Source organism: Sulfurimonas sp. HSL1-2 (assembly GCF_039645565.1).
GTDB lineage: Bacteria > Campylobacterota > Campylobacteria > Campylobacterales > Sulfurimonadaceae > Thiomicrolovo > Thiomicrolovo zhangzhouensis.
Map to the genome: position 1 here is coordinate 89,541 of NZ_CP147914.1, position 24,075 is coordinate 113,615.

Annotated in this window: 26 protein-coding genes and 1 tRNA gene; 16 read left to right on the forward strand and 11 right to left on the reverse strand. The window is 59.4% G+C overall.

Annotation, left to right across the window (positions count from 1 at the left end):
* Positions 1-5: 5 nt before the first annotated feature.
* Positions 6-404 carry a thioredoxin family protein gene (locus WCX18_RS00445; protein ID WP_345988630.1) on the forward strand — a complete coding sequence of 133 codons (399 nt, stop codon included), beginning with the start codon at positions 6-8 and terminating at the stop codon, positions 402-404.
* Here the strand turns inward: WCX18_RS00445 and WCX18_RS00450 are convergent, their stop codons facing one another.
* Positions 405-971, reverse strand: coding sequence for an NUDIX hydrolase (locus WCX18_RS00450; protein WP_345988632.1), 567 nt, complete (start codon positions 969-971; stop codon positions 405-407).
* Positions 972-1,078: 107 nt separating this feature from the next.
* Between WCX18_RS00450 and WCX18_RS00455 the strand changes: the two genes are divergently transcribed.
* Complete coding sequence (locus WCX18_RS00455) at positions 1,079-1,870, forward strand: GTP cyclohydrolase I (RefSeq protein WP_345988634.1); 792 nt, start codon at positions 1,079-1,081, stop codon at positions 1,868-1,870.
* Between the two features lie 10 nt (positions 1,871-1,880).
* Complete coding sequence (locus WCX18_RS00460) at positions 1,881-2,432, forward strand: 6-carboxytetrahydropterin synthase (RefSeq protein ID WP_345988636.1); 552 nt, start codon at positions 1,881-1,883, stop codon at positions 2,430-2,432.
* A gap of 249 nt (positions 2,433-2,681) precedes the next feature.
* On the opposite strand, the gene WCX18_RS00465 is transcribed toward WCX18_RS00460, so the two are convergent.
* Complete coding sequence (locus WCX18_RS00465; RefSeq protein WP_345988637.1) at positions 2,682-3,080, reverse strand: hypothetical protein; 399 nt, start codon at positions 3,078-3,080, stop codon at positions 2,682-2,684.
* A gap of 88 nt (positions 3,081-3,168) precedes the next feature.
* Between WCX18_RS00465 and WCX18_RS00470 the strand changes: the two genes are divergently transcribed.
* Complete coding sequence (locus WCX18_RS00470) at positions 3,169-6,291, forward strand: efflux RND transporter permease subunit (RefSeq protein WP_345988638.1); 3,123 nt, start codon at positions 3,169-3,171, stop codon at positions 6,289-6,291.
* Between the two features lie 12 nt (positions 6,292-6,303).
* Complete coding sequence (locus WCX18_RS00475; protein WP_345988639.1) at positions 6,304-7,011, forward strand: hypothetical protein; 708 nt, start codon at positions 6,304-6,306, stop codon at positions 7,009-7,011.
* Here WCX18_RS00475 and WCX18_RS00480 read toward each other — a convergent pair.
* Genes WCX18_RS00480 through WCX18_RS00495 form a run of 4 tightly spaced genes read right to left on the reverse strand, consistent with a single transcriptional unit; the run spans position 6,998 to position 12,183 of the window.
* Positions 6,998-8,968, reverse strand: a complete 1,971-nt coding sequence (locus WCX18_RS00480; RefSeq protein ID WP_345988641.1) for an EAL domain-containing protein — start codon at positions 8,966-8,968, stop codon at positions 6,998-7,000. The two genes, WCX18_RS00475 and WCX18_RS00480, sit on opposite strands and share 14 nt — an antisense overlap.
* The gene (locus tag WCX18_RS00485) at positions 8,934-9,494 is read right to left on the reverse strand and encodes a hypothetical protein (RefSeq protein ID WP_345988643.1); all 561 of its coding nucleotides are present in this window, start codon (positions 9,492-9,494) and stop codon (positions 8,934-8,936) included. The genes WCX18_RS00480 and WCX18_RS00485 overlap by 35 nt, the downstream gene beginning before the upstream one ends.
* The gene (locus WCX18_RS00490; RefSeq protein WP_345988645.1) at positions 9,494-11,608 is read right to left on the reverse strand and encodes a TonB-dependent receptor; all 2,115 of its coding nucleotides are present in this window, start codon (positions 11,606-11,608) and stop codon (positions 9,494-9,496) included. The genes WCX18_RS00485 and WCX18_RS00490 overlap by 1 nt, the downstream gene beginning before the upstream one ends.
* Positions 11,608-12,183, reverse strand: a complete 576-nt coding sequence (locus WCX18_RS00495; protein ID WP_345988647.1) for a GNAT family N-acyltransferase — start codon at positions 12,181-12,183, stop codon at positions 11,608-11,610. The genes WCX18_RS00490 and WCX18_RS00495 overlap by 1 nt, the downstream gene beginning before the upstream one ends.
* Before the next feature lie 284 nt (positions 12,184-12,467).
* Here WCX18_RS00495 and WCX18_RS00500 point away from each other — a divergent pair, with 284 nt between their 5' ends.
* From WCX18_RS00500 to WCX18_RS00510, 3 genes are all read left to right on the forward strand, one after another.
* Positions 12,468-12,956, forward strand: coding sequence for a GNAT family N-acetyltransferase (locus tag WCX18_RS00500; protein WP_345988649.1), 489 nt, complete (start codon positions 12,468-12,470; stop codon positions 12,954-12,956).
* A gap of 70 nt (positions 12,957-13,026) precedes the next feature.
* Positions 13,027-13,479, forward strand: a complete 453-nt coding sequence (locus WCX18_RS00505; RefSeq protein WP_345988651.1) for a hypothetical protein — start codon at positions 13,027-13,029, stop codon at positions 13,477-13,479.
* Positions 13,480-13,577: 98 nt separating this feature from the next.
* Positions 13,578-14,798, forward strand: coding sequence for a diguanylate phosphodiesterase (locus tag WCX18_RS00510; RefSeq protein WP_345988653.1), 1,221 nt, complete (start codon positions 13,578-13,580; stop codon positions 14,796-14,798).
* A 91-nt stretch (positions 14,799-14,889) separates the two neighbouring features.
* Here the strand turns inward: WCX18_RS00510 and WCX18_RS00515 are convergent.
* The 3 genes from WCX18_RS00515 to dnaG all read right to left on the reverse strand — a co-directional run bounded on the left by WCX18_RS00515 (position 14,890) and on the right by dnaG (position 17,720).
* Positions 14,890-14,965 (reverse strand) — tRNA-Ala (locus WCX18_RS00515).
* Positions 14,966-15,033: 68 nt separating this feature from the next.
* A complete protein-coding gene (locus tag WCX18_RS00520) occupies positions 15,034-16,023 on the reverse strand; it encodes an argininosuccinate synthase domain-containing protein (protein WP_345988655.1) in 990 nt (329 codons plus the stop codon).
* Between the two features lie 38 nt (positions 16,024-16,061).
* Positions 16,062-17,720, reverse strand: a complete 1,659-nt coding sequence (gene dnaG, locus WCX18_RS00525; RefSeq protein WP_345988657.1) for a DNA primase — start codon at positions 17,718-17,720, stop codon at positions 16,062-16,064.
* Between the two features lie 207 nt (positions 17,721-17,927).
* Here dnaG and WCX18_RS00530 point away from each other — a divergent pair, with 207 nt between their 5' ends.
* From WCX18_RS00530 to WCX18_RS00560, 7 genes are all read left to right on the forward strand, one after another.
* Positions 17,928-18,575, forward strand: coding sequence for a ferritin family protein (locus tag WCX18_RS00530; protein WP_345988659.1), 648 nt, complete (start codon positions 17,928-17,930; stop codon positions 18,573-18,575).
* Between the two features lie 14 nt (positions 18,576-18,589).
* Complete coding sequence (locus WCX18_RS00535; protein ID WP_345988660.1) at positions 18,590-19,462, forward strand: rhodanese-like domain-containing protein; 873 nt, start codon at positions 18,590-18,592, stop codon at positions 19,460-19,462.
* Between the two features lie 72 nt (positions 19,463-19,534).
* Positions 19,535-19,747: a 30S ribosomal protein S21 gene (gene rpsU, locus WCX18_RS00540; RefSeq protein WP_231019645.1), complete on the forward strand. Its 213-nt coding sequence runs from the start codon at positions 19,535-19,537 to the stop codon at positions 19,745-19,747.
* Positions 19,748-19,785: 38 nt separating this feature from the next.
* A complete protein-coding gene (locus WCX18_RS00545; RefSeq protein ID WP_345988662.1) occupies positions 19,786-20,169 on the forward strand; it encodes a hypothetical protein in 384 nt (127 codons plus the stop codon).
* A 61-nt stretch (positions 20,170-20,230) separates the two neighbouring features.
* Positions 20,231-21,394 carry a formate-dependent phosphoribosylglycinamide formyltransferase gene (gene purT / locus WCX18_RS00550; RefSeq protein WP_345988664.1) on the forward strand — a complete coding sequence of 388 codons (1,164 nt, stop codon included), beginning with the start codon at positions 20,231-20,233 and terminating at the stop codon, positions 21,392-21,394.
* Positions 21,394-22,323, forward strand: coding sequence for a D-2-hydroxyacid dehydrogenase (locus WCX18_RS00555; protein WP_345988666.1), 930 nt, complete (start codon positions 21,394-21,396; stop codon positions 22,321-22,323). The genes purT and WCX18_RS00555 overlap by 1 nt, the downstream gene beginning before the upstream one ends.
* Positions 22,316-22,732, forward strand: coding sequence for a DedA family protein (locus WCX18_RS00560; protein ID WP_345988667.1), 417 nt, complete (start codon positions 22,316-22,318; stop codon positions 22,730-22,732). Before WCX18_RS00555 ends, WCX18_RS00560 begins: the two co-directional genes overlap by 8 nt.
* On the opposite strand, the gene WCX18_RS00565 is transcribed toward WCX18_RS00560, so the two are convergent.
* Positions 22,729-23,292 carry a CDP-alcohol phosphatidyltransferase family protein gene (locus WCX18_RS00565; protein ID WP_345988669.1) on the reverse strand — a complete coding sequence of 188 codons (564 nt, stop codon included), beginning with the start codon at positions 23,290-23,292 and terminating at the stop codon, positions 22,729-22,731. The two genes, WCX18_RS00560 and WCX18_RS00565, sit on opposite strands and share 4 nt — an antisense overlap.
* 65 nt (positions 23,293-23,357) lie before the next feature.
* Here WCX18_RS00565 and WCX18_RS00570 point away from each other — a divergent pair, with 65 nt between their 5' ends.
* Positions 23,358-23,705, forward strand: coding sequence for a hypothetical protein (locus tag WCX18_RS00570; RefSeq protein ID WP_345988670.1), 348 nt, complete (start codon positions 23,358-23,360; stop codon positions 23,703-23,705).
* 2 nt (positions 23,706-23,707) lie between these two features.
* Here the strand turns inward: WCX18_RS00570 and WCX18_RS00575 are convergent, their stop codons facing one another.
* Positions 23,708-24,061, reverse strand: coding sequence for a thioredoxin domain-containing protein (locus WCX18_RS00575; RefSeq protein WP_345988672.1), 354 nt, complete (start codon positions 24,059-24,061; stop codon positions 23,708-23,710).
* Between the last annotated feature and the right edge of the window lie 14 nt (positions 24,062-24,075).

Sequence of the window (24,075 nt, forward strand, 5' to 3'; positions counted from 1 at the left end):
GTGATATGTTTCGAATGTTTGTGATTGGTTTCGCGCTGCTGCTGGGCGGCTGCGGCCAGGAAAAAACTGCCCATGAGACGATGCTGAATGTAACACCCTACAAGCTTGTCGCTCCGAAGATCGGCCGCGGTAAACCGGTGCTGCTTGAACTGGGCTCGACGTCGTGCCGAAGCTGTGAAGATATGGCGCGCACGCTGTACAGAATCAAAAAAGAGCATCCGCGCAGCGGCATCTACTTTATCGACATCCGGCGGGAACGGCAGGTGGCGGTGCAGTACGATGTCCGCATGATGCCGACCCAGGTGATTCTCGACGGCAGCGGACAGGTCGTCTATCGGCACATCGGTCCTTCGGAGACAAAGGTGCTCACGGAGACGCTCACGCGCTTCGGCGTCCTTCAGTAGTCACTCCTTCGCGAGAAACCAGTAAAACGCGAACATCAGCCCCGGGGTTTTCGCCCTGTTTTCATCGAAAACAAAGGCGTTAGCCTCCGTGAGCGGGACCCACTCCAGGACGATCTCCTCGGTGTGGATGCCGCCGCCGTCGTGGACACGCATCGTCTCGTCGATTTCGGCAAAGTAGAGGTGCTGCTGCCCGCCGGAGATACCGACGTTGGTAAAGAAGGAGGTGATCTTCTCGATCTTTTCCAGAGGGACGTCGTAGCCGCACTCCTCGTCGATCTCCTCCTTGGCGATCTGGAGCAGGGGGACCTTTTTGTCGACGATCCCGGCGCAAAGCTCGTATGTGAACAAGTGTTCAGGGTGATTCATGTGCACCGGGGGGCGGAACTGTTTGACGAGGAGGAAGGCCTCACGTTCGGTATGGTAGAGCAGGACGGCGACGCTGTCGTGGCTCTTGACGGCCTCCCAGCTCAGCTCGCGGCCGTTTTGCGTATAGAGGATGCGGACGGGGCGCACAAACGCCGGCGCTTCCAGGGGGATCGTCTCAAAGCGGGTAATCTTGAATGGCATGTTACAATCATATAAAGCAAAGCTTAAAATGAAAGCAGCGTCTGAATACAGCTGGACATGTTGGTGTTTGGCTACTACAATACCCCCAATATTGCAGAGGAGAAGCCATGGTCCCGACACAAGAGGAGCTTGACGCATTCGTCCGCGAACGGTTTTTCTGCCACTTCGGCCACGAGGATGAAACAGCACTCGCGATCGCCGTAGAGGAGTACCGCGCCGTCAAGGCGTTCCGCGTAAACGAGAATATCCATGAGACCGGCCAGCGCCTTTCTGAGGAGGGGCACTATGTCATGCGCCTCTATGCGATGTTCTATATGGGGCAGGTACTCGACGCGCTCAAAATCGACCGCGAAGACCCCAACGTGATGGAAGACGCCGCCTGCGGCAACATCGGTACGGCGGGGCGCATCGCGAAGATGTATACCGGGGCCGTGCCCGAGGACGAGCGCGAACTGATGAGCGGCCGCTGGAACCCCGAACCGCGTATGGCGACCTTCCCCAACAACGCGCAGACACATGAGCCCGTCTTTGTGACAACGCAGCTCGACGCCGTCTGCAGTCACCACTTCATCCGTTTCGGGCAGGACCAGGCGGACACGGGCTCCGTGGTCGTCGTCGGCTACATCCCGCGCGAGAAGCTCGGCGGTATCAGCAAGATCAACCGCTTCGTCAACTGGTGCGCACGCCGCGGCTGGCTGCAGGAGGATTTGACCCGCTACATCGGCAAGAAGATCATGCAGGTCTTCGAGACGGACTCCGTCTATGTCGGCCTTTTCAACCTCAAACACGGCTGTACGGCCTTCCGGGGGGCGTGTGACATCAACGCCTCTACGTCCACGACCTACGTGACGGGCGCGTTCGAAAAAGACCGCAGCCTGATCCCGTTGAAGTTCCAGTGAGGCGGACGGCATGACGTGGATCATCGACAAACAGTTCGACTTCTGTTACGGCCACCGGGTCTGGTCGCAGAGCCTGGAGACGGAGTACAGCCTCGACGACTGCCTGATGTGCCGCCACCTGCACGGGCACCAGGGACGGATCAAGATTTTTCTCGCGGCGGAGACGCTGCAAAACGGGATGGTGACCGATTTCAAACACCTCAACTGGTTCAAACAGTGGCTCGACGCGACCCTGGACCACAAGTTCATCATTGACCGCAACGACCCGCTCTTCCCCGACATGATGTCGCACTACTGCGCGGAGGGCAAAATGGACGAGACCCGTTTTTTCCTGCACGACGAGGGGTACTGGACGCCGCGGCTGGAAGTCGTCGACGGCGAGATCGGCGCGATACGCGAAAAATACGAGGGGATGGTCATCGTCGATTTCGTCCCCACCAGCGAGCAGCTGACGGCGTGGATGCTGACAATCGTCCAGAAAAAAATGGCGCCGCTGGGCATCAGGGTGAACTCGGTGGAATTCTGGGAGACGCCGAAATCGCACTGTGAAATAAAAGCGTAGTGAAAAGGTGCACCCAAAGGGTGCGACAAAGAAGGAAAAACACTGTATCCGGGAGTAAAAAGGAGTTTCAAAAACAGGAGGGTTCGTGAAAAACCGGATACAGCTATAGGCATCATAGCGCTTTGGCCGCAATGTTGCCCCTGCTTTTTCCGTTGGATGAAAAAAATTAATATTTTTTCAGGTTTCTGCGCCACCGTAAAGCACGGCGGGCTATTAAAAGCCGGAAAGGCTGTTAGAGTATAACGACCCTCAGGCGAGCTGGGCGGAGACGCTGCGCAGGACGGCTTCCGCCTTGGCGGGGTCACCGGCGTATTTGCGGATATGCACGCCGTATTCGGCCATGGCCGCCGCCGTGTTCTTGCAGGCGCGCCCGACGACGATGAAGTCGCAGTCTTCGAGCGCTTCCCCCATCACGAGGTGCGCTTTGGCGTGGGCCTCGTCGTTGTCGTCGTGGGAGCAGTGGTGGTGCTCGTCCTCATGATCGTGATCATGGTCGAGGTCGGTGCGGGGGTTGGCCCGGAGCCCTTCGAGTTCGAAGGCGCGGAACATACCGGCACCCTTGACGGTGTAGACGGCGAAAAAGGGCGTATGTCCGGCATTGCCGAAGAACTGGAGGGTCTCGTCTTTGACGGGGACGGCGACTTTCATAAGGGACTCCTTACGCTGTAAAGTTAATTTTAGAAAATTATATCCCAAAATGCTTGACCAGCGGCAAACGGCGTCGATATAATCGCGTATGCTGAAAATTATCGAGTATTTTATCCGTAACAAGCGGCTCAACTACGTGCTGCTGCTCTTCGTGCTGGTGATGGGGGTAAACGCCTACATCTCCATCCCCAAGGAGCTTTTCCCTCTGGTGACGCTGGACCAGGTCACGATCAGCGGGGGATACGCCGGGAGCAGTGCGGATAACCTCGACAAGATGGCCGTGCGCGATATCGAGGATGCGCTGGGCAGCATCGACGGCATCGACAAGATCGAAACCGTCATCAAACCCGGCAGTTTCGCGATCGTCCTGACGCTGCAGGAGGGGGCGGACCAGAACGATGCGCTCAACAAGGCCAAGGATGCCATCGCCAAGAGCCGGCAGTACCTCCCCCCGGATATGGTCGAACCGGTGGCGACGCTGGCGGTGCACAACCGCCCCCTCGTTTCCCTCTCGCTCTCCAGCGATACGCTGACGCATGGGCAGCTCGTCGAGGCGGCCAAGGAGATCAAGACCCGCTTCGCCCGCTACCCCAACATCAGCGAAGTGGTGATGTACGGGGATTCGGACGAGGAGGTCTCCGTCCGCCTCGACTCGCAGGCCATCGAGGCCCTCGGGCTCAGCCGCAGCGCCGTGACGTCGGCGATCGCCAACCTCTCCTACATTTACCCTATCGGCGATATCGAGCAGAAGGGGGATTTCGTCTTCCTCTCCACCGTCCACGGCAAGCCCGACGCCGCGTCGTGGGAAGCGACGATGCTCGGCGTCGGGGGCAAGTACGTCCGCCTGGGCGACATCGCCCGTGTCGTGATCGAACATCCGCAGGATACGACGATCTCGACCTTTAACGGGCGCCCGAACATTACACTCAACATTTCCAAAGGGGACAGCGGCAATGCCATCGCCCTCTCCCGGGATCTCGTGCGCTTTGCCGAATCGCTTCAGGGCGACTACCCCGGCATTTTTTTCGATTTCTACCACGATACCTCCAAGCCGGTGCAGAGCCGCCTGGAGACGGTGCTCTCGAACCTGATGTTCGGGCTGATCCTTGTTTTCCTCTCCATGGCGCTGCTGATCAACGTCCGCATCGCCTCCATCGTGGCCATGGGGATTCCCTTCTCTTTTGCCATCGGCATCGTCTTCATCTATGTATTGGGGTACTCCATCAATATCGTCTCCCTGCTGGGCGCGCTCATCGTCATCGGGATCGTCGTCGACGACGCCATCGTCGTCGCGGAGAACATCCAGCGCCACCTCAACGAGGGGATGGAGCGCCACGCCGCGGTGATGGCGGGGCTCAAAGAGATGCTCCTGCCGGTGACTCTGGCGACGGTGACGACGGTGGTCGCCTTTTTGCCGCTCTTCATGCTCAGCGGGGAGATCTCCAAATTCATCATCCTTATTCCCATCATGGTCATTATGATCCTGATGGGCTCGCTGATCGAGAGTTTCCTCTTCTTGCCGCTGCATGCGGAAGAGGTGCTCCGGAAGCAGAAGAACATGGTCGACTGGACGCGCATCCAGAACGGCTATGAAACCCTCCTGCACGGGCTGATCCGCTATAAAAAGAGCGTGCTCGCCCTCTTCCTGATCACGGTGCCGCTGCTGACTTTCTTTACGGTCAAGAGCATGCAGTTCCAGTTTTTCCCGGAACATGACGGTTCGTTCCTCTACGTGACCGGAAAGCTTGACATCAATACCCCGATCGAGGAGACGGCCGAAGTCGCCCGGGCGATCGAGCGGCGTATCATCCAGGCCGGGGAGCAGTTCGCGCTCAAATCGGTCTCGACGGTAACGGGATCGCGGGTCTCCATGGCCGGGGACGCGGAGTCGGGAGAGCATGTTTTCCTCGTGACGATGGAGCTCTTTGACATGGTGCCGGACAACGTCTTCGACCGCTACCTGGCACCGCTGCTGAACTTTTCGTTCAACTACGACGACCCGGAAAAACGGCGGACAAAGCACACCTTCGAACTCGTCGACGATCTCGAGGCGCTGGTTGCGCCGCTGCGGCAGCAGTACGCGTTCGAGGAGCTGGGCGTGCGCGAACAGCGGGCCGGAGTTGTGCGCATCGACGTCCAGGTCAACTTTTCCGGGGCGGACGAAACGAAAACGATCGCGGCGATGGAGCAGGTGCAGTCGGCACTGGAAAAGGTCAAGGGGGTTGTCTCCGTCAGCAACAACCTCGAACCGGGGATGCGGGAGATCCGGCTGCGCGTCAACGATTACGGGGAGCGGCTGGGACTGAGCGAAGCGGAGGTGGCCCGCACCCTTGCCGCCTATTTCCTCGATAACCGCAGGGCGATGACCTTCAATGACAACGGGGTCATGGAGATCAAGACACGGGCCCTGGAAAAAGACCGCCTGAGCACGCTGGAGCGGTTCCAGTACCCTCTCCCCGACGGCACCTATGTCAACCTCGGCGATATTGTTGCTTTTGAGAGCCGCCGCGATTTCAACCAGATTGAAAAGCGCGACGGTACGGTGGTGAAAACCGTGTTCGCGAAGGTGAATAAGCGTATGACGACCCCGTCGCAGGTCCTGAAGCAGATCGCCCCGGTGCTCGGCGCGGTGCGCCAAACGGGGGTGAAAGCGGAGCTCTTCGGGGAGCAGGAGCGCAACGAGCAGCTGGCCGCGGATATGAAGCGTGCCGTGGGTGCGGCCCTCTTTTTGATGCTGATCACGCTGCTGTTCATCTTCCCGAAGATCAAGTACGCGCTGATCGTCATGTCCGTCATCCCCCTCTCCATCCTCGGGGCGCTGGTGGGTCACAAGCTGATGGGGATGAACCTTACCATGCCGGGGGTCATCGGGCTGCTGGGGCTCGCCGGCGTCGTCATCAACGACGGGATCATCATGCTGGATTTCCTGCACGGGACCCATGATGCCCGTGCTTTCTACGAACGCGCTAAGATGCGTCTGCGGCCGATTCTCATTACCTCCATTACGACCTTCCTCGGCCTCTTTACGCTGATCTTCTATGCGACGGGGCAGGCCGTGATCCTGCAGCCGATCGCCGTCTCCATCGGCTTCGGTCTGCTCTGGGGGACGGTGCTCAACCTGCTCTACGTCCCGGCGCTCTATGCGGTCGTCAACGGGATCGGCCCCACGCCGAAAACAGCGCATGATGTAGAGAGACGTGCTACTATTTGACAGGAGAAAACGATGAAATATTTTTTGATGATACTGATGGCCGTCCTGCCGCTCGCGGCGGGAAACTACAAGGCGAAGGTGGAGCCCTATGACGCGCACACGGTGAGCGCGGAGGTCTCGGGACGCATTGTGAAGCTCGACCAGCGCGACGAGCTCAAGACCCTCGACAAGGTCGTGATTGAGATCGACCATGCCCTCGATGACGTGCAGCTGGCCAATGACCGCCGGAAACTGCAGCTGCTGCAGGAGCAGATCGCCGTCAAGCAATCACAGTACGACAGTATCAAGGACCTCGCCAGCCAGAACCGCTTTACGAAAGACCAGTACAAGACGGAGCTCCTGTCACTGAAGATGCAGGCCGAAGACCTCAAAAGCCTCATCGCGCAGCTGGAGGACATGATTGCGAAGAAACGGATCGCGCTGCGCAGAGCGTACCTCAAGACCCTCTACGTGCGTCAGGGTGAATACGTCGCCCCGGGGACGAAGCTGATGAAGGTCGAAGACCACGGCGGCGGCCGGCTGGTGCTCTATGTCGACGCCGCGGACCGGGTCGTCCTGGAAAAAGCAAAGATCACGGTAGAGGGGAGCAGCGGCTGGAAGGTCGAAAAGGCGGCGACGAGCACGGACGAGACCTACGTCTCCTACTATCGCGTCGATCTCGTCAAGCGCGGCAGTGTACCGCTCGGGCGTGTCATGACCGTGACGATCACCCCTCAGTAATGCCGGCTTCCGGGGCGGGGGACGTTTCGAGCAGGTCCGGCTGCGGCGCACCCAGGTAGTAGCCCTGGGAGTATTGGATCCCCAGGCGCTGCGCCATTTCCAGCACTTTTTGATTGTGGACGTATTCGGCGATACAGGCGAGCTGCCGTTTCTGGGCGATGTTGACGATCGCCTCGACGATGAGGAGGCTGTTCTCGTCGCTGTCGAGGTTGCGGATCAGGCTGCCGTCGATCTTGATGTAGTCGATGTCGAGGTGCAGCAGGTGCTCGAAATTGGAGTAGCCGCTGCCGAAATCGTCGATGGCGAAACGGCAGCCGAGCTGTTTCATCGTCTTGATGAATCCGGAGACCTCCTGGTAGTTCTCGATGCCCTCGGATTCGAGGATCTCGAAGGTGATCCGCCGGCCGACGCCGTGTGCGACGATCTGCTCCTCGATGAATGCAACCGTTTTTTCGTCCAGGATGTCGTCGACGGAGAGGTTGATGGAGAAAGCGTCGTCCCGGCCGGCGAAATGGCGGCAGCACGATTCGATCATGATCTGGGTCAGCCGGAGGTAGAGGCGCGCCTTCTTGGCGACGGGGAGGAAGTGGTTGGGCTGCAGGACGTTGCCGTTTGGCTCCACCAGCCGGATCAGGCATTCGTAGCTTTTGAGCGCCCGGGTTTCATTGTCGAAGATCGGCTGGTAGTAGGAGACGATCCGTTTCTCGTCGATGGCGGATTTGAGCCGCCGGAGCCAGCGCATGTTCTGTTCATACTGGTGTTCGAGGTTGAGGCTTTCGTCGTAGATTACATAGGGTTTATGCTGGCTGCGGGCCGCTTTGAGGGCAATATCGGCCTTTTCCATCCCCTTGTCCATGCTCAGGCTGGCCCCGGCAGTGATCCGGATGCTGTGTTCGGCCTCCTCGTAGATGATCACCATGGATTCGACTTCGGTTATGACGGTGGCGATCAGTGTCTCGATATCGTGCCGCTGCATCGTTTCGTTCTGCAGCAGGGCGTACTCGTCCGCGGAGAGTTTGTAGAGCTTCATCCCCGGCAGCAGCTCTGCCAGCAGGCCCGAGAGTTTGATCAGGACGTGGTCCCCGACGATGTGGCCGTAAAAGTCGTTGATCTGCTTGAAGTCGTCGATGTTGATGAGCAGGAGGGTGCCCGGTTTGGAGCCGTCGATATCGGTGAAAAGCCTGGCGCGGTTGGGCAGGCCTGTGAGGCTGTCGGTATAGAGCTGGCGGCGCAGCTGGGCGGTTTTTTTGTTGACCTCCTCTTCGAGGTGGTGCGCCGTATCTTCTTGCTGCCTGGCGTACGCGGTGATCCGTTTGTTCATCGCCCGGAGCGCATCGGAAATATGCCGGATTTCGTCGTACTGTTCGGAAGCGGGGATCGAGAGCGGTTCGCCGGGTTTGAAGCGGTTCGCGGCGGCGGCGATGGCCCTGAGCGGCATGAAACTGCGGTGCAGGAAGAGCGCGAAGAGGATGCTGAGGAAGGCCAGGCCGCCCACCACCGAGATGATGATGATATTGTAACGGTGGGCCATCTGGTTGAAATGGGCGCTCGAATAGACAAGGTTCAGCATGGCGAAGGGCTCACCGCTGACGGGGTGCAGCAGCGGTTTAGTGACGCTGAAACACTCTTCGGCGGTGCGGCAGCTTTGATCATTGTTCCGGACATCGGCAAGGACGATTTCGTCCTGATTCAGTTTAAGCGCGAGAATGTTGGGGTTGGAGGCCAGCTGGCGAACGAGCTCGTTGATGCTGCCGTCGAGGCTGAGGTAAAGGTTGACGGCGAGCAGCGGGGCGACCGTATCGGCGATCAGTTCGGCCTTCTCTTTTTCGACCGTGTAGAGGGCGTTGTGGCTCGCCTGCCTGAAAAAAAGGTAGACGAAGCTGAAGATGACCACAAAGGCCAGTACGACGGAGACGACGACTCTATTTTGGAGCGAGGCCGGTTTCTGCTGTTCCATCGACAAACCTTACAATTTGATAGAGTGACTCCGAAAACTCAATGCCGTATCCCGACAGCGCTTCGCGGTTGAGGTAAACCCGTGTGGTACGTTCGATGCCCAGGGCGAAAAGGAGCCCGTATTTCAGCGATGCCGTATTGTAGGCAAAGGTGACGATCCCGTGTGCTTTTGCGAAGGCGGCCGCTTGGTGCATCTGCGTCTCGGAGTGGAGCATCAGCAGGGCGCTTGCCTTGGTCTCGGGGCCGATTTCCCTGTATTGTAGCATAGTCGCTTCAAAGGGGTAGCCTTCGATCGTGCCGCGGTAGAGACGCTGCAGTCGGCTGACAAGCTGCGAGGCGATGTCGCGGTCTTCGGCTTCGTAGACGACGCCAAAGCGGATGCGGCCGTCGATGAGCAGGCTTTCGGGATGCTTTTTCAGCAGCAGGAGCTTGGGGAAAATGATGGTTTCGGCGTTGAGCTGCAGGGTGTTGTAGTGCAGGGCGAACCCGGAGGTGCAGAGCAGGAGCAGCAGCGTCAGCAAACGCATCAAAACTCCTTCGTCACGGAGAGGAAGAAGGTGCGACCTTCCTGCGGGTAATCGTTGACGTAGGTGTAGGGTTCAGAGGGGTAGACGACCGCAGCGTCGGCGAGGTTTTTCACGCTGCCCGTCAGGGAGAAGCTTGCGGCGGGGTTATGGTAGCGCAGGGAGAGGTCGGCCGTAAGGTACGGGTCCGTGTCGTCCCTGGGGTCGCCGTCGACCCGGCTTTTTGCCCCGACGTATTTGACGATCGCCGCGGCGCTGATCTCGGGGGTGAACTCATAGAGATAGCTCCCTTTGGCAAGGTGCCGGGCGACATTGGCCAGCGCGTTGCCCTCGGCGGAGTGCCCGTTGACGTAGGAGTACCCGATGTAGAGGCGGTCGCGGGAGGTGACGTTGGTCCGCAGTTCCAGTTCCAGGCCGTAGAGTTCGGTGTCATGGGCATTGCGGAAGATATGCGCCCTGGTGGTCTCGTCGATCTGGTTCTTGTCGATCTGGTTGTTGTTGATGAGGTAGAAGAGGTCCGCCTGCAGGTAGTTGAGCCCGCCGAATCTTCGGATGGCGGCCAGTTCGAAGGTGTCGACGGTCTCCGGTTTGAGGTCGGGGTTGCCGAGGCCCGAGGCCGTATTCATGACGAAGAGCTCCTGCCATGAAGGGTTGCGGTGCGAATGGCTGTAGATGGCCTTGTAAATATGTTCACGGTCCTGTTGGAACACGAGCGATACTCGGGGATCGAACTGGGTGTCGGTCAGGGAGGTCTTCTCGATGTTGATACCGTAGAGGATGCTGACCCGAGGTCCCAGTTCCATCTGGTCCTGGATGGAGGCCATCACGGTATCGCGTTTGGCGTCCGGGTCGATAAAGGGGAGGATATCGCTGTAGTCGACGATGCCTACGCCGGTATCCCGGTTGGTCGTCTTGGTGACGACGCGGTAGGTCTCTTCGCGGGTGAGGCGGTAGCCCAGCGTGATCTTGTGGGCGTCAAAGCCGCTGTAGGTGAGGTAGCTGCTTTGATAAAAGGCGCGCTGGCTTGCTTTATGGATCCCGGTAAACCCGTCCGGGTAGGTCGTCGTCAGCAGCGGGTTGCTGAGGCTCGGCGTCTCAAAGCCCGGCGGCAGCAGCAGGGCATCGCTCTCGAAGGCGTCGTATTTCGCCCCGAGCCGTATGTCCGCACTGAGCGCACCGGTGACCGGTTGCCAGCCTACTTCCGCCAGATAGCTTGGGATAAAGGTACGGTCGTCTCTGCGCGGCAGCATCCCGTTGATCCCGTAGGCGCTGCCGTGTTTGAAGGAGGTGCCCCTGGCTTTGAGGTAGAACGCATCGTAGTCGAGTTTCAGCCCGAGCGCATAGCTTTCCGTCTGCAGGGGCGCTTTGCCCGTCTGCGCCAACGGGGTATTGTCGATGGTGTAGAAGGGGGTCGTGAAATTCCATGCCCCCGTCGCGGCGGAGTCGGGACCACTGCTGATACTTTTGTTGTCATTGAGCATGTAGCCGTCGAGGTGGAGGTGCAGTTCCCCTTTGGTGAGCGAGGTCGCAAACCCGGCGGCAGCGGAATCGTACGAACCGGCTTTGGCGAAGGCGCGGTTGACCTTGCCGGTGACGGCGAACTCCTCCTCGTAGGTGACAACGTGGATGGTACCGGCGTAGGCGTTCACACCGTCGGTCATACTCCCGGGACCGCGGATCACTTCGATGCGTTTGATGGTCTCGATTGGCATGTAGAGGTAGCCGGCGAATCCGTCGTAGAGGAGATCGTTTGCAACCATGTCGTCGATCAGCAGTTTGACCTGCCCGAAGGCAAAGGGGTTCGAGCCGCGGAAGATCGGGGTTTTGGCGTCAAGGAGGTTGGTGCCGAAATCGACCCCCGGGAGGAGTTCCAGCGCCTCTTTGAGGTTCTGAATCCCCAGCCGTTCGAGCTCTTTGCCTTCAAGGGTCGTAATGATGTAGGGCTGGTAGGGCTCATTCTCTTTCGTCACGGTCGCCACCTCGGTCACGCGGTCGAGGTCGCGGACGATCTGGTCAGTCAGGGAGGCGATCCTGAGCGGGGCGGAGGGCTGCGCTTCGGTCGCCCCGGCAGCGGCTAAGAAGCAAAGGGCGAGGAGGACGCAGAGCGGGGCGCGCATCAGTCGGCTCCCCGCAGCAGTTCGGGGTTTTCGGCTTCGAGGTCCCGTGTGTACATGATACAGGGGTAGCGCCGCCCGACGTAGTCCTGCTCCTCCCCGATGGGCTTGTAGGGGTATTTGAACATATTCAGCAGTTTGAGAAACGGCTTTTCCAGACCGCCGTATGTGTATTCGATGCCGAGGGCTTTGCCCTTGAGGTAAACGATCTCTTTAAGCCCCTGGAAGAGGCGTTTTGTCTCCTGGATACCCCGTTTTTCCGCATTGACGAAGATGCGTGAAAGTTCGGCGACCTTGTGGGGTTCGAAGGCAGACTCGTCGATGTCGCACCGCATATGGTTCGCCGTCGGGTACCCGATGGGGGAGTTGTGGATGAGCCGGACGCAGGCCGCGACCTCCCCCTGGTCGTCAAAGGCGGCGAAGTGCATGGCGTAGGCGTCGTATTCGTCCGTTTCGCGGCCGGGTTCGCAGTAATCGAGCGTGTCAACCCCCAGTTTTTCGCAGACGATCCTGTAGCGGAATGCAAACACTTTTTCCAGCTCCTCCTGGGTTGTTGCTTCGACAAAAGTGGTTGTCATTTTCCCTCCCGCTCTTCAAATGATCAGTTGAATAGTATCATAGCATAGTGCATGAAAATATGAAAAACATAAAATAACATCAAATTTATCTCTCAAAATAGTGATATTGGCGGCGATTGCTTTTACGGACGTCACTTTTTTTACGCTAAATAGGTTATGCTTGAACGGTAAAAGGCCGCAAAGCCCCGCGTGGAGTCGTAATGCGATATGCCGCACACATTGTCCGGGTCGGTGTCGCCGGACGTTGCACGAATGAAAAGTCATCGATATAAAAGGCTGAAACGATGCGTATTGTCCCCGTTACTTCGCCCGGACAGATCGCCCTTTGCGCTTCCCTGGCGGAGACGATCTGGCGCGAATTCTATACGCCGATCATCGGGGAGGCGCAGGTGGTGTACATGCTGCGCGCTTTTCAATCCGCCGGTGCGATGGCCGAGCAGATCCAAAACGGTTACCGCTACAGTCTCCTCTACGACGGCGAGATGGCGGTAGGGTACTGCGCCACCGTGCCCGAAGGCGATGCGCTCAAAGTGAGCAAACTTTACGTCCTTAAAACGGTCCGGGGGAAAGGCGGCGGCCACCTGATGCTGGAACACTGTGCATCAGATGCGAAGGCGCGCGGCCTCCAACGACTCGTACTGACGGTCAACCGCCACAACCCCTCCGTGGCGTTCTACGAGCGTGAGGGGTTTACGAACGCCGGCCCCCTGGTCCAGGAGATCGGGGGCGGCTATGTTATGGATGATTACGTCATGGTGCGGCCGCTCGCCTGAATCCCGGGGAATGTGACGCCTGTTTGGTTACAATTCCCCGACATAACGGCATGAATGCGAAGGAAAGAGAATGACGAAGAGCGTGATTTCGGCAGGTATGGCACTGTTGGCGGTGTTCGGCCTCGGGGCCTGCAGCAAAAAGGCACCCGAATGCGGTGCGGAGGGTGTCCGTGCCTATCTGCTGCAGGACGACGGTCTGCTAGAAGCTTTTATCGACAAACGGTATGAGATTTCCGAGATCGTCGACGGTGGGATGGACGAAAACATGCGGCGCTGCAGTGCGGTACTGACGACGACGATCACCCTTAAAGCGGACCTGCCCGTCATTATGGACGGGGCCAAGAAAGCGAGCGAGGGCAAAGGGATAACGGAGCAGCTGAACATCGGCACCTATCTGACAGGTCTTACGCTGCTCGGCCTGGAGAAGCAGGGGGACACGAGCACCGACAAGAGTACGCTGACCTACGCGACGGGTTATACGACCGAGGGAGAGACGGTCGTCACGGTCCTGGAAGTTCGCTGACCGGCCGCACGCGTTCTCTCCTGTATGTGAAAACTGTTTCCCGGGCGGTATGGTAAAGTAGTATCAGTGGTTATATCGCAAGAGGGGGGAGAAAGACCATGTCCCAGCTGATAGAACTGATCTACTGCAGTGCCGCCGCGCACCCTTTCAGCCGGGCGGAGCTGGCACAGCTGCTCGCGGCATCGCGGAGCAACAATGAAAAAATCGGCGTCTCCGGCATGCTGCTCTATGCGGAAGGGAGCTTCTTCCAGGTGCTGGAGGGGGAGGCGCCGACGGTCGAAGCGCTCTTTGAGACGATCCGGCGCGACCCGCGCCACAATGCGGTCACCCTCATCATACGCGAACCCATCGCCAGGCGTGCGTTCGAGGCGTGGACGATGGGGTATGCCGACATCACCCCCGATGAGGTGGATAAGCTCCTCGGCGCCAGCGACTTCTTTGCCCGGGAGGCCTCCTTTACCGCCCTGGGGCAGGACCGCGCAATGAAACTGCTCGAAGCGTTCAAGCAGGGGAGCTGGCGTGCGAGGCTGAGCAATACCGATGAGGCCTCGGCGGAAGTCACCCTCACGGCCGAAGACACCCCGGCATCACAGCCGGCCCTATTGGAGGGGCTGCCGCCGCACCCCGACTACACTTTTGCCTTCCAGCCCATCATCGATGTCAGAGACGGTACGATCTTCTCTTACGAGGCTCTGCTGCGCGGCGTGAACAACGAGACGGCCGAGAATGTGCTTAGTCGGGTCGACGCGGACAGTCTGCACCGGTTTGACGAGGAAAGCCGTATCCTCGCCATTGAAATGGCGGCCCGGCTGGGGCTGCCCGCCCGCTTGAACCTCAACGTCCTGCCCAGGAGCATCGGCATTTCACCGACGGCGGTCGCTTCCGTACGCGAAACGGCCCGGCGGTGCGGTCTGCGCATGGAGCAGATCGTCCTGGAGATATTGGAGTGGGAGATCATTGACGATTTCGAGGCGTTCAAGAGCAAGCTCGATCCCTACCGGGGGTTCGGGATGCACTTTGCCATCGACGACTTCGGCTCCGGCTATGCCGGGCTCAACCTACTGGCGGAGTTTCAGCCCGACCTGATCAAGCTCGATATGGAGCTGGTGCGCGGCATCGAACATAACGGCCCGCGGCAGGCGATCGTGCGCGGCATTATCCGGACCTGTTTCGACCTGGGGATCGACATTATCGCTGAGGGGGTCGAAACGGTCGGGGAGTCTCGGTGGCTGCGCGGCGAGGGGATCGTACTCTACCAGGGGAACCTGCTGGCCGAACCGGCGTTCGAGGCGCTTCCGACACGGTTCACAATACCCTGATGCAGCGGGAAGCGTGCGGTGCGTTTCGAGATTATCGGTAAATAGTTTATGGTTTATCGTAAAAAAATGAGAGTGGGAAAATTCGGATGGATGGTGGACCCTACCGGGATCGAACCGGTGACCTCGTCGCTGCCAGCGACGCGCTCTCCCAGCTGAGCTAAGGGCCCGGGAGATTTTTAAGAGGCAAAATTATACTTGCCGCAGACTTAAGGAAGTTTGAAACGACCCCCTCTGATCAGAGGATCGAATACTTTGCCGCCTCGGCGCGAGAGGCGAGGGGGGTCGTCGTGACAGTTTCACCGTTGATGTCGAGGGTGTACTCTTCGTCCGGCGAGGTCTTGCAGTAGGTGAGAATGCTACGAAGGGCGAAATTGCGGTCGTTCTCGCTGGCGTTCTTGCTCAGCAGGACGTGCGGCCCCGGAACGCCTTCGGTCCGGATGTGGATGAACTTCGCGTTGTCGATCTCCTGCAGTTTGACGTTCTCCTCCTGGTCGCGGCCTATTACCATTTTCGCGCCATCGGGCAGACGGAAGTGACGGCCCCATTTGAGCACCGGGATGTCCGGCACGTCGAACTGTTCGTCGTACTTGATGTAGTCGCGGATCTTGATGGCGAAGTTGGCGTCCGTCAGCAGACAACCGCCGCCCGGGCTCTCGAAATCAACGAGTCCGAACTGCTCGGCGAGCTCCATCTGGCGTTCGCGGCTGCGGCCGAGGATCCCCTCGAGCTTGTCGCGGTCGACCCACCCCTCCTCTTCGGCGATGGTCGGTGCCAGGCGTTTGGCGCTCATCGGGCGCAAGAGCAGGCCGTCGACGTTGGCTTCGTTAAGGACCTTGATGAGGGCGTCTTTGTTCTGGCTCATCGGGCGCTGGCCGAGGACTTCACCGCTGATGAGGAAACTGGCACCTTCGGCTTCCATGATGCGCTTGGCGACTTCGAACATTTTCGCATGGCAGTCGATGCAGGGGTTGAAGTGCTTGCCGTAGCCGTATTTGGGGTCGAACAGGACGTCTTGGAGGTATTCGCTCTGGATATCGATGATGCGCAGTTCCGCGCCGACCTGGTCACACATGTTCTGCATATGGGCACGGCGGTCTTTGGTCGCCCCGAAACCGGTATTGATGTTACAGGCGATGACGTCGATCCCCTGGTCGATGATGAGCTTCATGGCAAGCGTAGAGTCGAGCCCGCCGGAGAAAAGCGCGATGGCTTTGCGTTTTGACATTGGTAATTCCTTGGTAAGGCACAGGAGCAGGGTAGCGCCTAGGCGTCTATTCCTACCAGTTCACCTTTTTTGAGTTTCGCAATTTTACCGAGAATCTGACGATTTAAGAAGTATTTCTTATCGCTGGAGATGGCGGGATCACGCATAACAGCCTGCCGGCGGTGCTCGTAATATTTGCGCAGAAAGATCAGCAGCTCGTTCTTGAGCGTCTCGTCGTCGGGGAACACGGGGATGGCCTCGTCCATGACGATGTGAATAAGCTCCGGCGTATTGCTGTCGCCCTGCAGCGCGGTGGCGAACTCCCCGGCATGGAAACGCAGCATCTGCGGCGAAATGAAGTCCAGCAGGGCATCGACGACGCCGGGGCGTTCCAATACCGTCTTGATGAGGGAGAGCTCCCACAGGTCACGGTGGGCCGAAGGTGTCGCGACGGGGGCCGTGGGTGCGGCCGTACGCACGGTCTGGCCCCCGACGCGCACCAGTCCGGGCGAGATACCCATGCGCGCGGCGAGGTGGCGCTTGTACTCCTCCTGCATCAGGGGCGAGAGGGTTTTGAGGTAGGCGGTCGTCTCCGCGAGGGCCTGCTCCTTCGCGCGTGGGTTCGCAAGGTCGTATTGTGCGAGCGTCGTCTCCAGCACGAAGTCGATAAAGGGGCGGGGCTGCCGGAACATGCTTCCCAGCTCCTCGACGCGCCCCTCCTTGACCATGTCCGCCGGGTCGCGCCCCCCTTCGAAGAGGACGACGCCGCCGTCGAAGCCCGCGGCGCTGAGCAGCTTGGAGGCCTTGAGCGCGGCGTTGCGCCCCGCCGCGTCGCCGTCGTAGGCCATGATGATGCGCGGTTCGCCCTTGCGCAGCAGCGGCAGGTGTTCGCTGGTCAGCGCCGTCCCCAGGGTCGCCACGGCCTGGGTGAAGCCCGCCTGGTGCAGCATGATGACGTCGAGATACCCTTCGGTGACGATCATCTCCCTGCGCTTGTGGATGCTCTCCCTGGCGTGGTTGTAGGCGTAGAGCAGGCGGGACTTGTTGAAGAGTTTCGTCTGCGGGGAGTTGACGTACTTGGCCTGGTGGCCGGTGATGGTCCGGCCGCCGAAGCCGACGATGGCGCCGTTGGGGGCGTGGATGGGGAAGGTGATGCGCTCGATGAAGCGGGCGTATTCGCGCCCTTCGCCGATCCCCGCGACCCCCAGCTCGACCGCTTCGGCCATGGAGAACTGGTTCTGTTTGATGAAATTCAGGGTCAGGTGCGAGGCGGGGGCGTAGCCGATGCCGAAGTGCTCGATGCTCGACGCGTAAATGCCGCGCTCCTGCAGGTACTGCATCGCCGGCGGCGTTTTATCGAGCAGGCTGCGGTACCAGTCGTTGAGCTTTTCCATCAGCTGGGAGCGCTGCTGACGAGGCTCGCCCTGGGTATAGGCGAGGCTGTAGTTGTACTGCCCGGCGAGCTTCTCGATCGCCTCGGGGTAGGTGAGCTTCTCGTACTCCATGACGAACTTGATGGCGTCCCCGCTCGCCTGGCAGCCGAAACAGTGGTAGAACTGCTTGGAGGGGCTCACGGAGAAGCTGGGGCTCTTTTCGTCGTGGAAGGGACAGAGCCCCTTGTAGTTGACGCCGGCTTTTTTCAGTTCGACATAGTTACCGATAACATCGACGATGTCGATCCGGGATTTGAGCCCTTCGATGGAGTCCTGGGAAATCATGGTGTCATTTTAGCGCAAAGTCGTCCAGGACAAAGGGATATGAATCGAATCTAAAAGATAATTATTTTCCTTTAATGGTAAGTGTCGCACAAGACGCATCACCCTATAATGATGGCTGTTTTGACATGAATTGAGGCGTATGCCGGGCGGTTAGAGCGGGTATACACGGCAGGGCGGCACGACGCGCCCGGAGTAAAGGAGAAGAAAATGAAACAGTATCAGACCTACAGATGCAGCGTCTGCGGGAACGAAGTGGAAGTACAGCACGTCGGCGGCGGAACGCTGACCTGCTGCGGCCAGGCGATGGCGTGCACGACCGACAACCTCACGGCGGTCAACCTGATGAAAGCGTTCGCCGGCGAATCGATGGCGCGCAACAAATACGACCTCTTTGCCGACATCGCCCGCGATGAGGGGTGGCACGCGATCGAACGCCACTTCCGCGAAGCGGCGCTGAACGAGATGTGGCATGCCCGGGCCGAATACAAGGCCTATCACAAGATGATGGAGGGCCAGGAGGTCGAAGCGACGATGAAGAACCTCGAAACGGGGATGGAGGGGGAACACTACGAACACACGGAGATGTACCCGAACTTCGCCGCGATCGCCGAGGAGGAGGGACACAAGGCCCTTGCCCGGCTCTTCAACGCCATCGCCAAGGTCGAGGTGGAGCATGAGCGCGAATACGCCGCGCTGAAACAGGTGATGATCGACGACGGCTTTTTTGCGAGCGCGGACGAGGAGATCTGGGTCTGCGAGGTGTGCGGCCACATCCACCGCGGCAAGAAGCCGCCCAAGGCCTGTCCGCTCTGCGGGGTACCGCAGGAGTATTTCAAACGTGAACATCTGTACTGAAAAGGTAAAAATTGATGCGTAATCTGATCATATTTTTGGCGCTGGCGGCATCGCTCGCAGCGATGGAACCGGTGGTGACGGGCGAGTGGCTCGTCAAGCATGCGGAGGAGAAAAACCTCGTCATCGTGGATGTTTCCGCCCCGGAAGCCTACGAAGAGGGGCACATCCCGGGTGCGCGCAATGCGAGCATCGAGCTTTGGCGCCGGGGCGTGGGGCAGCATGCAGAGGTACGCAGCGCCGCGGAGCTGCAGGCGCAGATGCGCCGCCTGGGGATCGGCAAGGAAACGGAGGTCGTCGTCTACGCCCACCACCTCGACAACAAGGATCTGCTGCGTGCGACCTACGTGCTCTGGGCAATGGAGTATGCCGGGTTCAAGAAGACGGCGCTGCTTGACGGCGGCCTCCCCGCCTATACCGCCGCGGGCGGTAAACTCTCCGCCACGGCGACGGCGGACGGAGCGGGCAGTTACACTGTCAAGACCGATGCGGGGATGATCGCGACGCTGGACGAGGTGAAAGCCTCCCTGGGGAAAGTCGCGATGATCGATTCGCGCCCGGCGCACTTCTACTTCGGCGCCGAGAAGCAGGGGGTGCTCAAACGTGCGGGCCACATCAGCGGGGCGCACAGCTACTTCTGGCGCTACAACGTGACCCCGCAAAACCGCCTCAAGCCGAAAGCGGAGCTCTCCGGCATGCTGGAAAAGGGGCTCGGGCTGGACAAGAACGCGCCGCTCATCGTCTACTGTACCGGCGGGCTGGAGGCGTCGATGAACTACTTCGTCGTCCACCGCGTGCTCGGGTTCAAGCAGGCCAAACTCTACGATGCGTCGATGAAAGAGTGGGGCAACCGCGACGACACGCCGATGCGCGTTTTCGTCTGGGAATAACCGACCGGTTGCAATCGGGGACGGGTTATGCTATACTTCGCGTCCAAATTTTAAAGAAAGTAGGTGATGTGAATGCCAGGTATCGTTCTTCGTCAAGATGACAACTTCGATGCTGCGTACCGTCGCTTCAAAAAGCAGACTGACCGTAACCTCGTCGTTACGGAAGCGCGCGCTCGCCGTTTCCATGAAACAGCGACCGAAAAGCTGAAAAAAGAGAAAATTGCTGCACGCAAGAAAATGCTCAAACGTCTGTATATGATGCGCCGTTACGAGTCACGCCTCTAATCCCGAAAGCCTCCGGGCTTTTTGGATACACTCCCATTATGAACCTCCTCCTCATCGACAAACAGGGCCTAGCCACTTATGCCAGAGAAGAAATTCTGCGCGACCAGTTCCACCATCATGTTGATTATGTGTTTACGCTCGAGGATTTCAAAGCCAAGTATGCCGTCGGCCGATACAAGATCGTTATCGTTGATTTCGCCCTCGAAGCCGGGACGGAAGCGCTGAAAATGATCGACACGCTCGACCCGAAGCAGCGGGTTATCATCCTCAGCGCCATGGACGACTACAGCGAACACAAGGGCTGCGCCTACTGCGTGGAGCACCACAACCGCCGCCGCCTCAAAGAGCCCGTCAGTATCGCGGAACTCGCCAATCTCATCAAGAATTTCGACTACACCACCTGCGCCCATTACCACGAGTAGGGCACCGCTCTTTTTTAGCTCCCTTCGTTACAATTAGGCATCTGATTTTAAGGATCTTCCGATGCTGTTTACCGCGCCGTTAAAAAGCAATTCCATTCGTATCATGCTGCTGGGTTCGGGGGAACTCGGCAAAGAGGTCGCCATCGAGGCACAGCGCCTGGGCATCGAGGTCATCGCCGTCGACCGCTACGAAGGCGCCCCGGCCCACCTGGTCGCGCACCGCTCCCATGTCGTCAATATGCAGGATACCGAGGCTGTGCTGGAGCTGATCCGCTCCGAGATGCCCGACTTCATCCTCCCGGAGATCGAGGCGATCAGCATCGATGCACTGTTCAAGGCCGAAGCGGAAGGCTTCCACGTCATCCCGAACGCCGAGGCGGTCAACAAAACGATGAACCGCAAAAACATCCGCAAGTTCGCCGCGGAGGAGCTGGGGCTCAAAACGGGACCGTACGAGTTCGTGAAAACCCGCGAGGAGCTTGAGGCGGCGGCCGGACGGCTCGGCTACCCCTGTGTCGTCAAGCCGGTCATGAGCTCCTCGGGCCACGGCCAGAGCGTCATGAAGAGCGAGGCGGACCTGGACCGTTCCTGGGAGATGGCCAAGGAGGCGCGCGGCGATGCCAGCGAGCTGATCGTCGAGGCTTTCATCGCCTTTGATTACGAGATCACGATGCTCACGGCGCGCAACGGCGTTGAGACGGTCTTCTGCGAACCCATCGGCCATATCCAGCGCGACGGTGACTACGTTTTCAGCTGGCAGCCGATGCAGATGAGCAACGTCGCCAAGGCACGGGCGGAACTGATCGCCAAAGAGATCACCGACGGCCTCGGCGGCCGCGGGCTTTTTGGCGTCGAACTCTTCATCCAGGGGGACGAGGTCTACTTCAGCGAAGTGAGCCCGCGTCCGCACGACACGGGGATGGTCACCCTCATCACCCAGAGCCAGAGCGAGTTCGCCCTGCACCTGCGCGCCGTGCTCGGCCTGCCGCTCGGCTTTACCTTCTACGGCGGCGGCGCGTCGGCGGCGTACAAGGCGACGTCGGAATCCTTCGCCCCGGTCGTCGATATAGACGATGCGCTTTTTGACGCCAACAGCTTCGTGCGCGTCTTCGGCAAGCCCGAATCCCACCCGGGCCGCCGCCTTGCCGTCGCCCTGGTCTATGACGAACCCGAAGCGGCTCTGGCCAAAGCGCGCACGATCATCGAGAAAGTAAGCGACCACTGATGAAAATCGTCTTGCTCGACACGTTGACCTACGGCGACACGGACCTCGGCGGTTTCGACGCCTTCGGCGAGGTTGACGTTTACGAGACGACGGCGCCGGAAGAGACAGCGGAGCGCATCGCTAACGCCGACGTTATCGTGACAAACAAGGTCGTTATTACCGATGAGATGATGGCGGCAACGCCGACGCTGAAACTGATCTGTGTCGCGGCCACGGGAACAAACAACGTCGATATCCCCGCCGCCGAGGCGCGCGGTATCGCCGTCAGGAACGTTGCGGGCTACTCCACCGACTCCGTCATACAGCACACCTTTTCCATGCTCTTTTATCTCCTGGGCCACAGCCGCTACTACGACAGCTATGTCAAAAACGGCGACTGGGCGCGCAGCGAGGTGTTTACCCATGTCGGGCGCCCCTTCCATGAGATCAAGGGAAAGACCTGGGGCATTATCGGCCTGGGCGAGATCGGCCGGGGCGTCGCCGCCGTTGCGAAGGCCTTCGGGGCGCAGGTGCGCTACTACTCCACCTCGGGGAAAAACGACAACGCCGACTATGAAAAAGTAACCCTGAGCCGCCTGCTCGAGGAGAGCGACATCGTCACGATCCACGCCCCGCTCAACGCTTCGACCAAGGGGCTGATCGGCCACTCCGAGCTGCTCATTATGAAAGACGGGGCCGTCCTGCTGAACCTCGGCCGCGGCGGGATCGTCGACGAGCGGGCCTTGGCGGCCATCATCGACGCCAAATCGCTCTACATCGGCCTCGACGTGCTTGAAAAAGAGCCGATGAGCGCGGGCCACCCGCTGATGGAAATCGAGCATAAAGAGCGCCTCTACATCACCCCGCACATCGCCTGGACCTCCGTCGAGGCGCGCGATGCCCTCATCGCCAAGGTCATCGAAAACATCCGTACTTTCGTCAATGCCTGATGCCTACGGCCCTCTGGGGCTGTTCCTTTCCGCTTTCCTTGCCGCGACCCTGCTGCCGTTCAGTTCCGAAGCCGCCCTTGTTGCCGCACTTTCAAGCGGGATGGAAAGCGGCGTGGCACTGGCGTCGGCTTCCGCCGGGAATATCCTCGCGATCCTCGTCAACTACCTTCTCGGATTCTGGCTCTATGAAAAGACCCATACGAAACTGGAAGCGAGCAAAACGGGGCGCAAAGCGCTCGCTGCGGGGCACCGCTACGGCTATGCGGCCTTGCTGCTGAGCTGGCTGCCGGTGATCGGTGACCCGTTGACCCTCGTGGCGGGCATGGCCCGGCTCAACGTCGTATGGTTCTTACTGCTTGCCGGGAGCCTGCGGATTGCGCGCTACTGGCTGATCGCGCAGGCGTTCTAGCGGCGACGGCGCAGGTGCCACCAGGAGCGGATGTCCGTCTCCGGGGAGTCGAGGGTCAGCGTGATGGCAATGTTCTCAGCCGCTTCGATGACAAGGACTGCGACGGCGACGTAGAAGGGCCAGGAGAGGTCAAAAACGAGCAGGGCGAAGATGCCGAGGCTCATCAGGACCGCTGAGACCTTCGTGATCCACGTGTGGTAACTGGCAAAGCGCTTGAATTTCACGATGCTGATGACGGCAGGCAGGATAAAAACGGCGACGGCCAGCAGGATGAAGGGGGCTTCGCGTTCGATACGCTCGGGCCACTGCAGCCATGCACCGAGCGCCACGGCCATGTAGGTTGCGTAATCCCCGTAGCTGTCGAGCTTCGCCCCCAGGACGCTGGTCTGGTGGAGCAGGCGGGCCAGGAAGCCGTCGAGGGCGTCGGAAACGAGCATTAGCGAGAGGATCGAAAAGAAGGGGATCGCACTCTCCGCGAGCCCTGAGAGGACAAGAAAAGGGGCGCAGGCCAGCCGGAAAAGGCTGATGAGATTGGGGATGGTCCATAACGGTGCGTTCATACGGACCATTATATAGTGAAGCGGCTGGAAAATATGATACCATGTGAAAAAACAAGGAGGCAGTGATGGCAGACGATCAGAACAAAAACACGGAGGATATGCCGCATTTCATGCAGCGGCAGTACGGTAAATCGGCATCGACGCTGGAGGCGTCGCATGAGGAACTCTCCGATGTTCGTAAGCAGATGATCCGCTTCGCCCTTGATTTTCCCATCCGTGACATCCGTACCTATTCCGGCTACAAGGGAGACCTGCTGGTCGAGATCACGACGGGTAACGATGACATCCTTCCGAAACTCAAGGCCCATGCGGAGTCCCTGGGCATGGAAGTGGTGATCAAAGAGCGGTACGATACACGCATTCATGAGGTCTACTGCATCGTACCCGACGAAAATATCTACCGTCTGAAGTAGGCCTACTTCCCGAACAGCCGCGCCAGCAGCCCTTTCCCCTGCGCCTTTTCGATCATACGGATATAGCGCGCCGGCGTGGCGGCACCCAGCTCATAATCCTTCACCATCTTGTCTTTCGCCCCGATGCTGACGCAGAACGGAACGCTGCGGATCTCGTATTTGGCGGCCAGTTTCGGGTTGCGGGTTACGTCGACCTTGGCGATGACCGCTTTGCCCTCAAAATGCTTCTCCAGGGCGGGCAGCTGGGCCAGTACCTGCTGGCAGGGGCCGCAGGTCGGGGAGTAGAAGTCGATAAAAAGCGGCTGGTCCATTTCGGCGACGAATTGCGAATAGGTGGCATCGGTCAGTTCGAGCATAAGGTCTCCTTTGA

Coding starts and splice junctions, on each gene's coding strand:
- WCX18_RS00465 (WP_345988637.1), bottom strand. CDS start 3,080: ATGAAAGTCGCCGTCCCCGTCAAAGACGAGACCCTCCAGTTCTTCGGC.
- WCX18_RS00530 (WP_345988659.1), top strand. CDS start 17,928: ATGAAACAGTATCAGACCTACAGATGCAGCGTCTGCGGGAACGAAGTG.
- WCX18_RS00545 (WP_345988662.1), top strand. CDS start 19,786: ATGAACCTCCTCCTCATCGACAAACAGGGCCTAGCCACTTATGCCAGA.
- WCX18_RS00535 (WP_345988660.1), top strand. CDS start 18,590: ATGCGTAATCTGATCATATTTTTGGCGCTGGCGGCATCGCTCGCAGCG.
- WCX18_RS00575 (WP_345988672.1), bottom strand. CDS start 24,061: ATGCTCGAACTGACCGATGCCACCTATTCGCAATTCGTCGCCGAAATG.
- WCX18_RS00500 (WP_345988649.1), top strand. CDS start 12,468: ATGCGTATTGTCCCCGTTACTTCGCCCGGACAGATCGCCCTTTGCGCT.
- WCX18_RS00455 (WP_345988634.1), top strand. CDS start 1,079: ATGGTCCCGACACAAGAGGAGCTTGACGCATTCGTCCGCGAACGGTTT.
- WCX18_RS00520 (WP_345988655.1), bottom strand. CDS start 16,023: ATGTCAAAACGCAAAGCCATCGCGCTTTTCTCCGGCGGGCTCGACTCT.
- WCX18_RS00505 (WP_345988651.1), top strand. CDS start 13,027: ATGACGAAGAGCGTGATTTCGGCAGGTATGGCACTGTTGGCGGTGTTC.
- dnaG (WP_345988657.1), bottom strand. CDS start 17,720: ATGATTTCCCAGGACTCCATCGAAGGGCTCAAATCCCGGATCGACATC.
- WCX18_RS00560 (WP_345988667.1), top strand. CDS start 22,316: ATGCCTGATGCCTACGGCCCTCTGGGGCTGTTCCTTTCCGCTTTCCTT.
- WCX18_RS00470 (WP_345988638.1), top strand. CDS start 3,169: ATGCTGAAAATTATCGAGTATTTTATCCGTAACAAGCGGCTCAACTAC.
- WCX18_RS00555 (WP_345988666.1), top strand. CDS start 21,394: ATGAAAATCGTCTTGCTCGACACGTTGACCTACGGCGACACGGACCTC.
- WCX18_RS00495 (WP_345988647.1), bottom strand. CDS start 12,183: ATGACAACCACTTTTGTCGAAGCAACAACCCAGGAGGAGCTGGAAAAA.
- WCX18_RS00485 (WP_345988643.1), bottom strand. CDS start 9,494: ATGCGTTTGCTGACGCTGCTGCTCCTGCTCTGCACCTCCGGGTTCGCC.
- WCX18_RS00445 (WP_345988630.1), top strand. CDS start 6: ATGTTTCGAATGTTTGTGATTGGTTTCGCGCTGCTGCTGGGCGGCTGC.
- WCX18_RS00565 (WP_345988669.1), bottom strand. CDS start 23,292: ATGAACGCACCGTTATGGACCATCCCCAATCTCATCAGCCTTTTCCGG.
- WCX18_RS00450 (WP_345988632.1), bottom strand. CDS start 971: ATGCCATTCAAGATTACCCGCTTTGAGACGATCCCCCTGGAAGCGCCG.
- purT (WP_345988664.1), top strand. CDS start 20,231: ATGCTGTTTACCGCGCCGTTAAAAAGCAATTCCATTCGTATCATGCTG.
- WCX18_RS00570 (WP_345988670.1), top strand. CDS start 23,358: ATGGCAGACGATCAGAACAAAAACACGGAGGATATGCCGCATTTCATG.
- WCX18_RS00480 (WP_345988641.1), bottom strand. CDS start 8,968: ATGGAACAGCAGAAACCGGCCTCGCTCCAAAATAGAGTCGTCGTCTCC.
- rpsU (WP_231019645.1), top strand. CDS start 19,535: ATGCCAGGTATCGTTCTTCGTCAAGATGACAACTTCGATGCTGCGTAC.
- WCX18_RS00460 (WP_345988636.1), top strand. CDS start 1,881: ATGACGTGGATCATCGACAAACAGTTCGACTTCTGTTACGGCCACCGG.
- WCX18_RS00490 (WP_345988645.1), bottom strand. CDS start 11,608: ATGCGCGCCCCGCTCTGCGTCCTCCTCGCCCTTTGCTTCTTAGCCGCT.
- WCX18_RS00510 (WP_345988653.1), top strand. CDS start 13,578: ATGTCCCAGCTGATAGAACTGATCTACTGCAGTGCCGCCGCGCACCCT.
- WCX18_RS00475 (WP_345988639.1), top strand. CDS start 6,304: ATGAAATATTTTTTGATGATACTGATGGCCGTCCTGCCGCTCGCGGCG.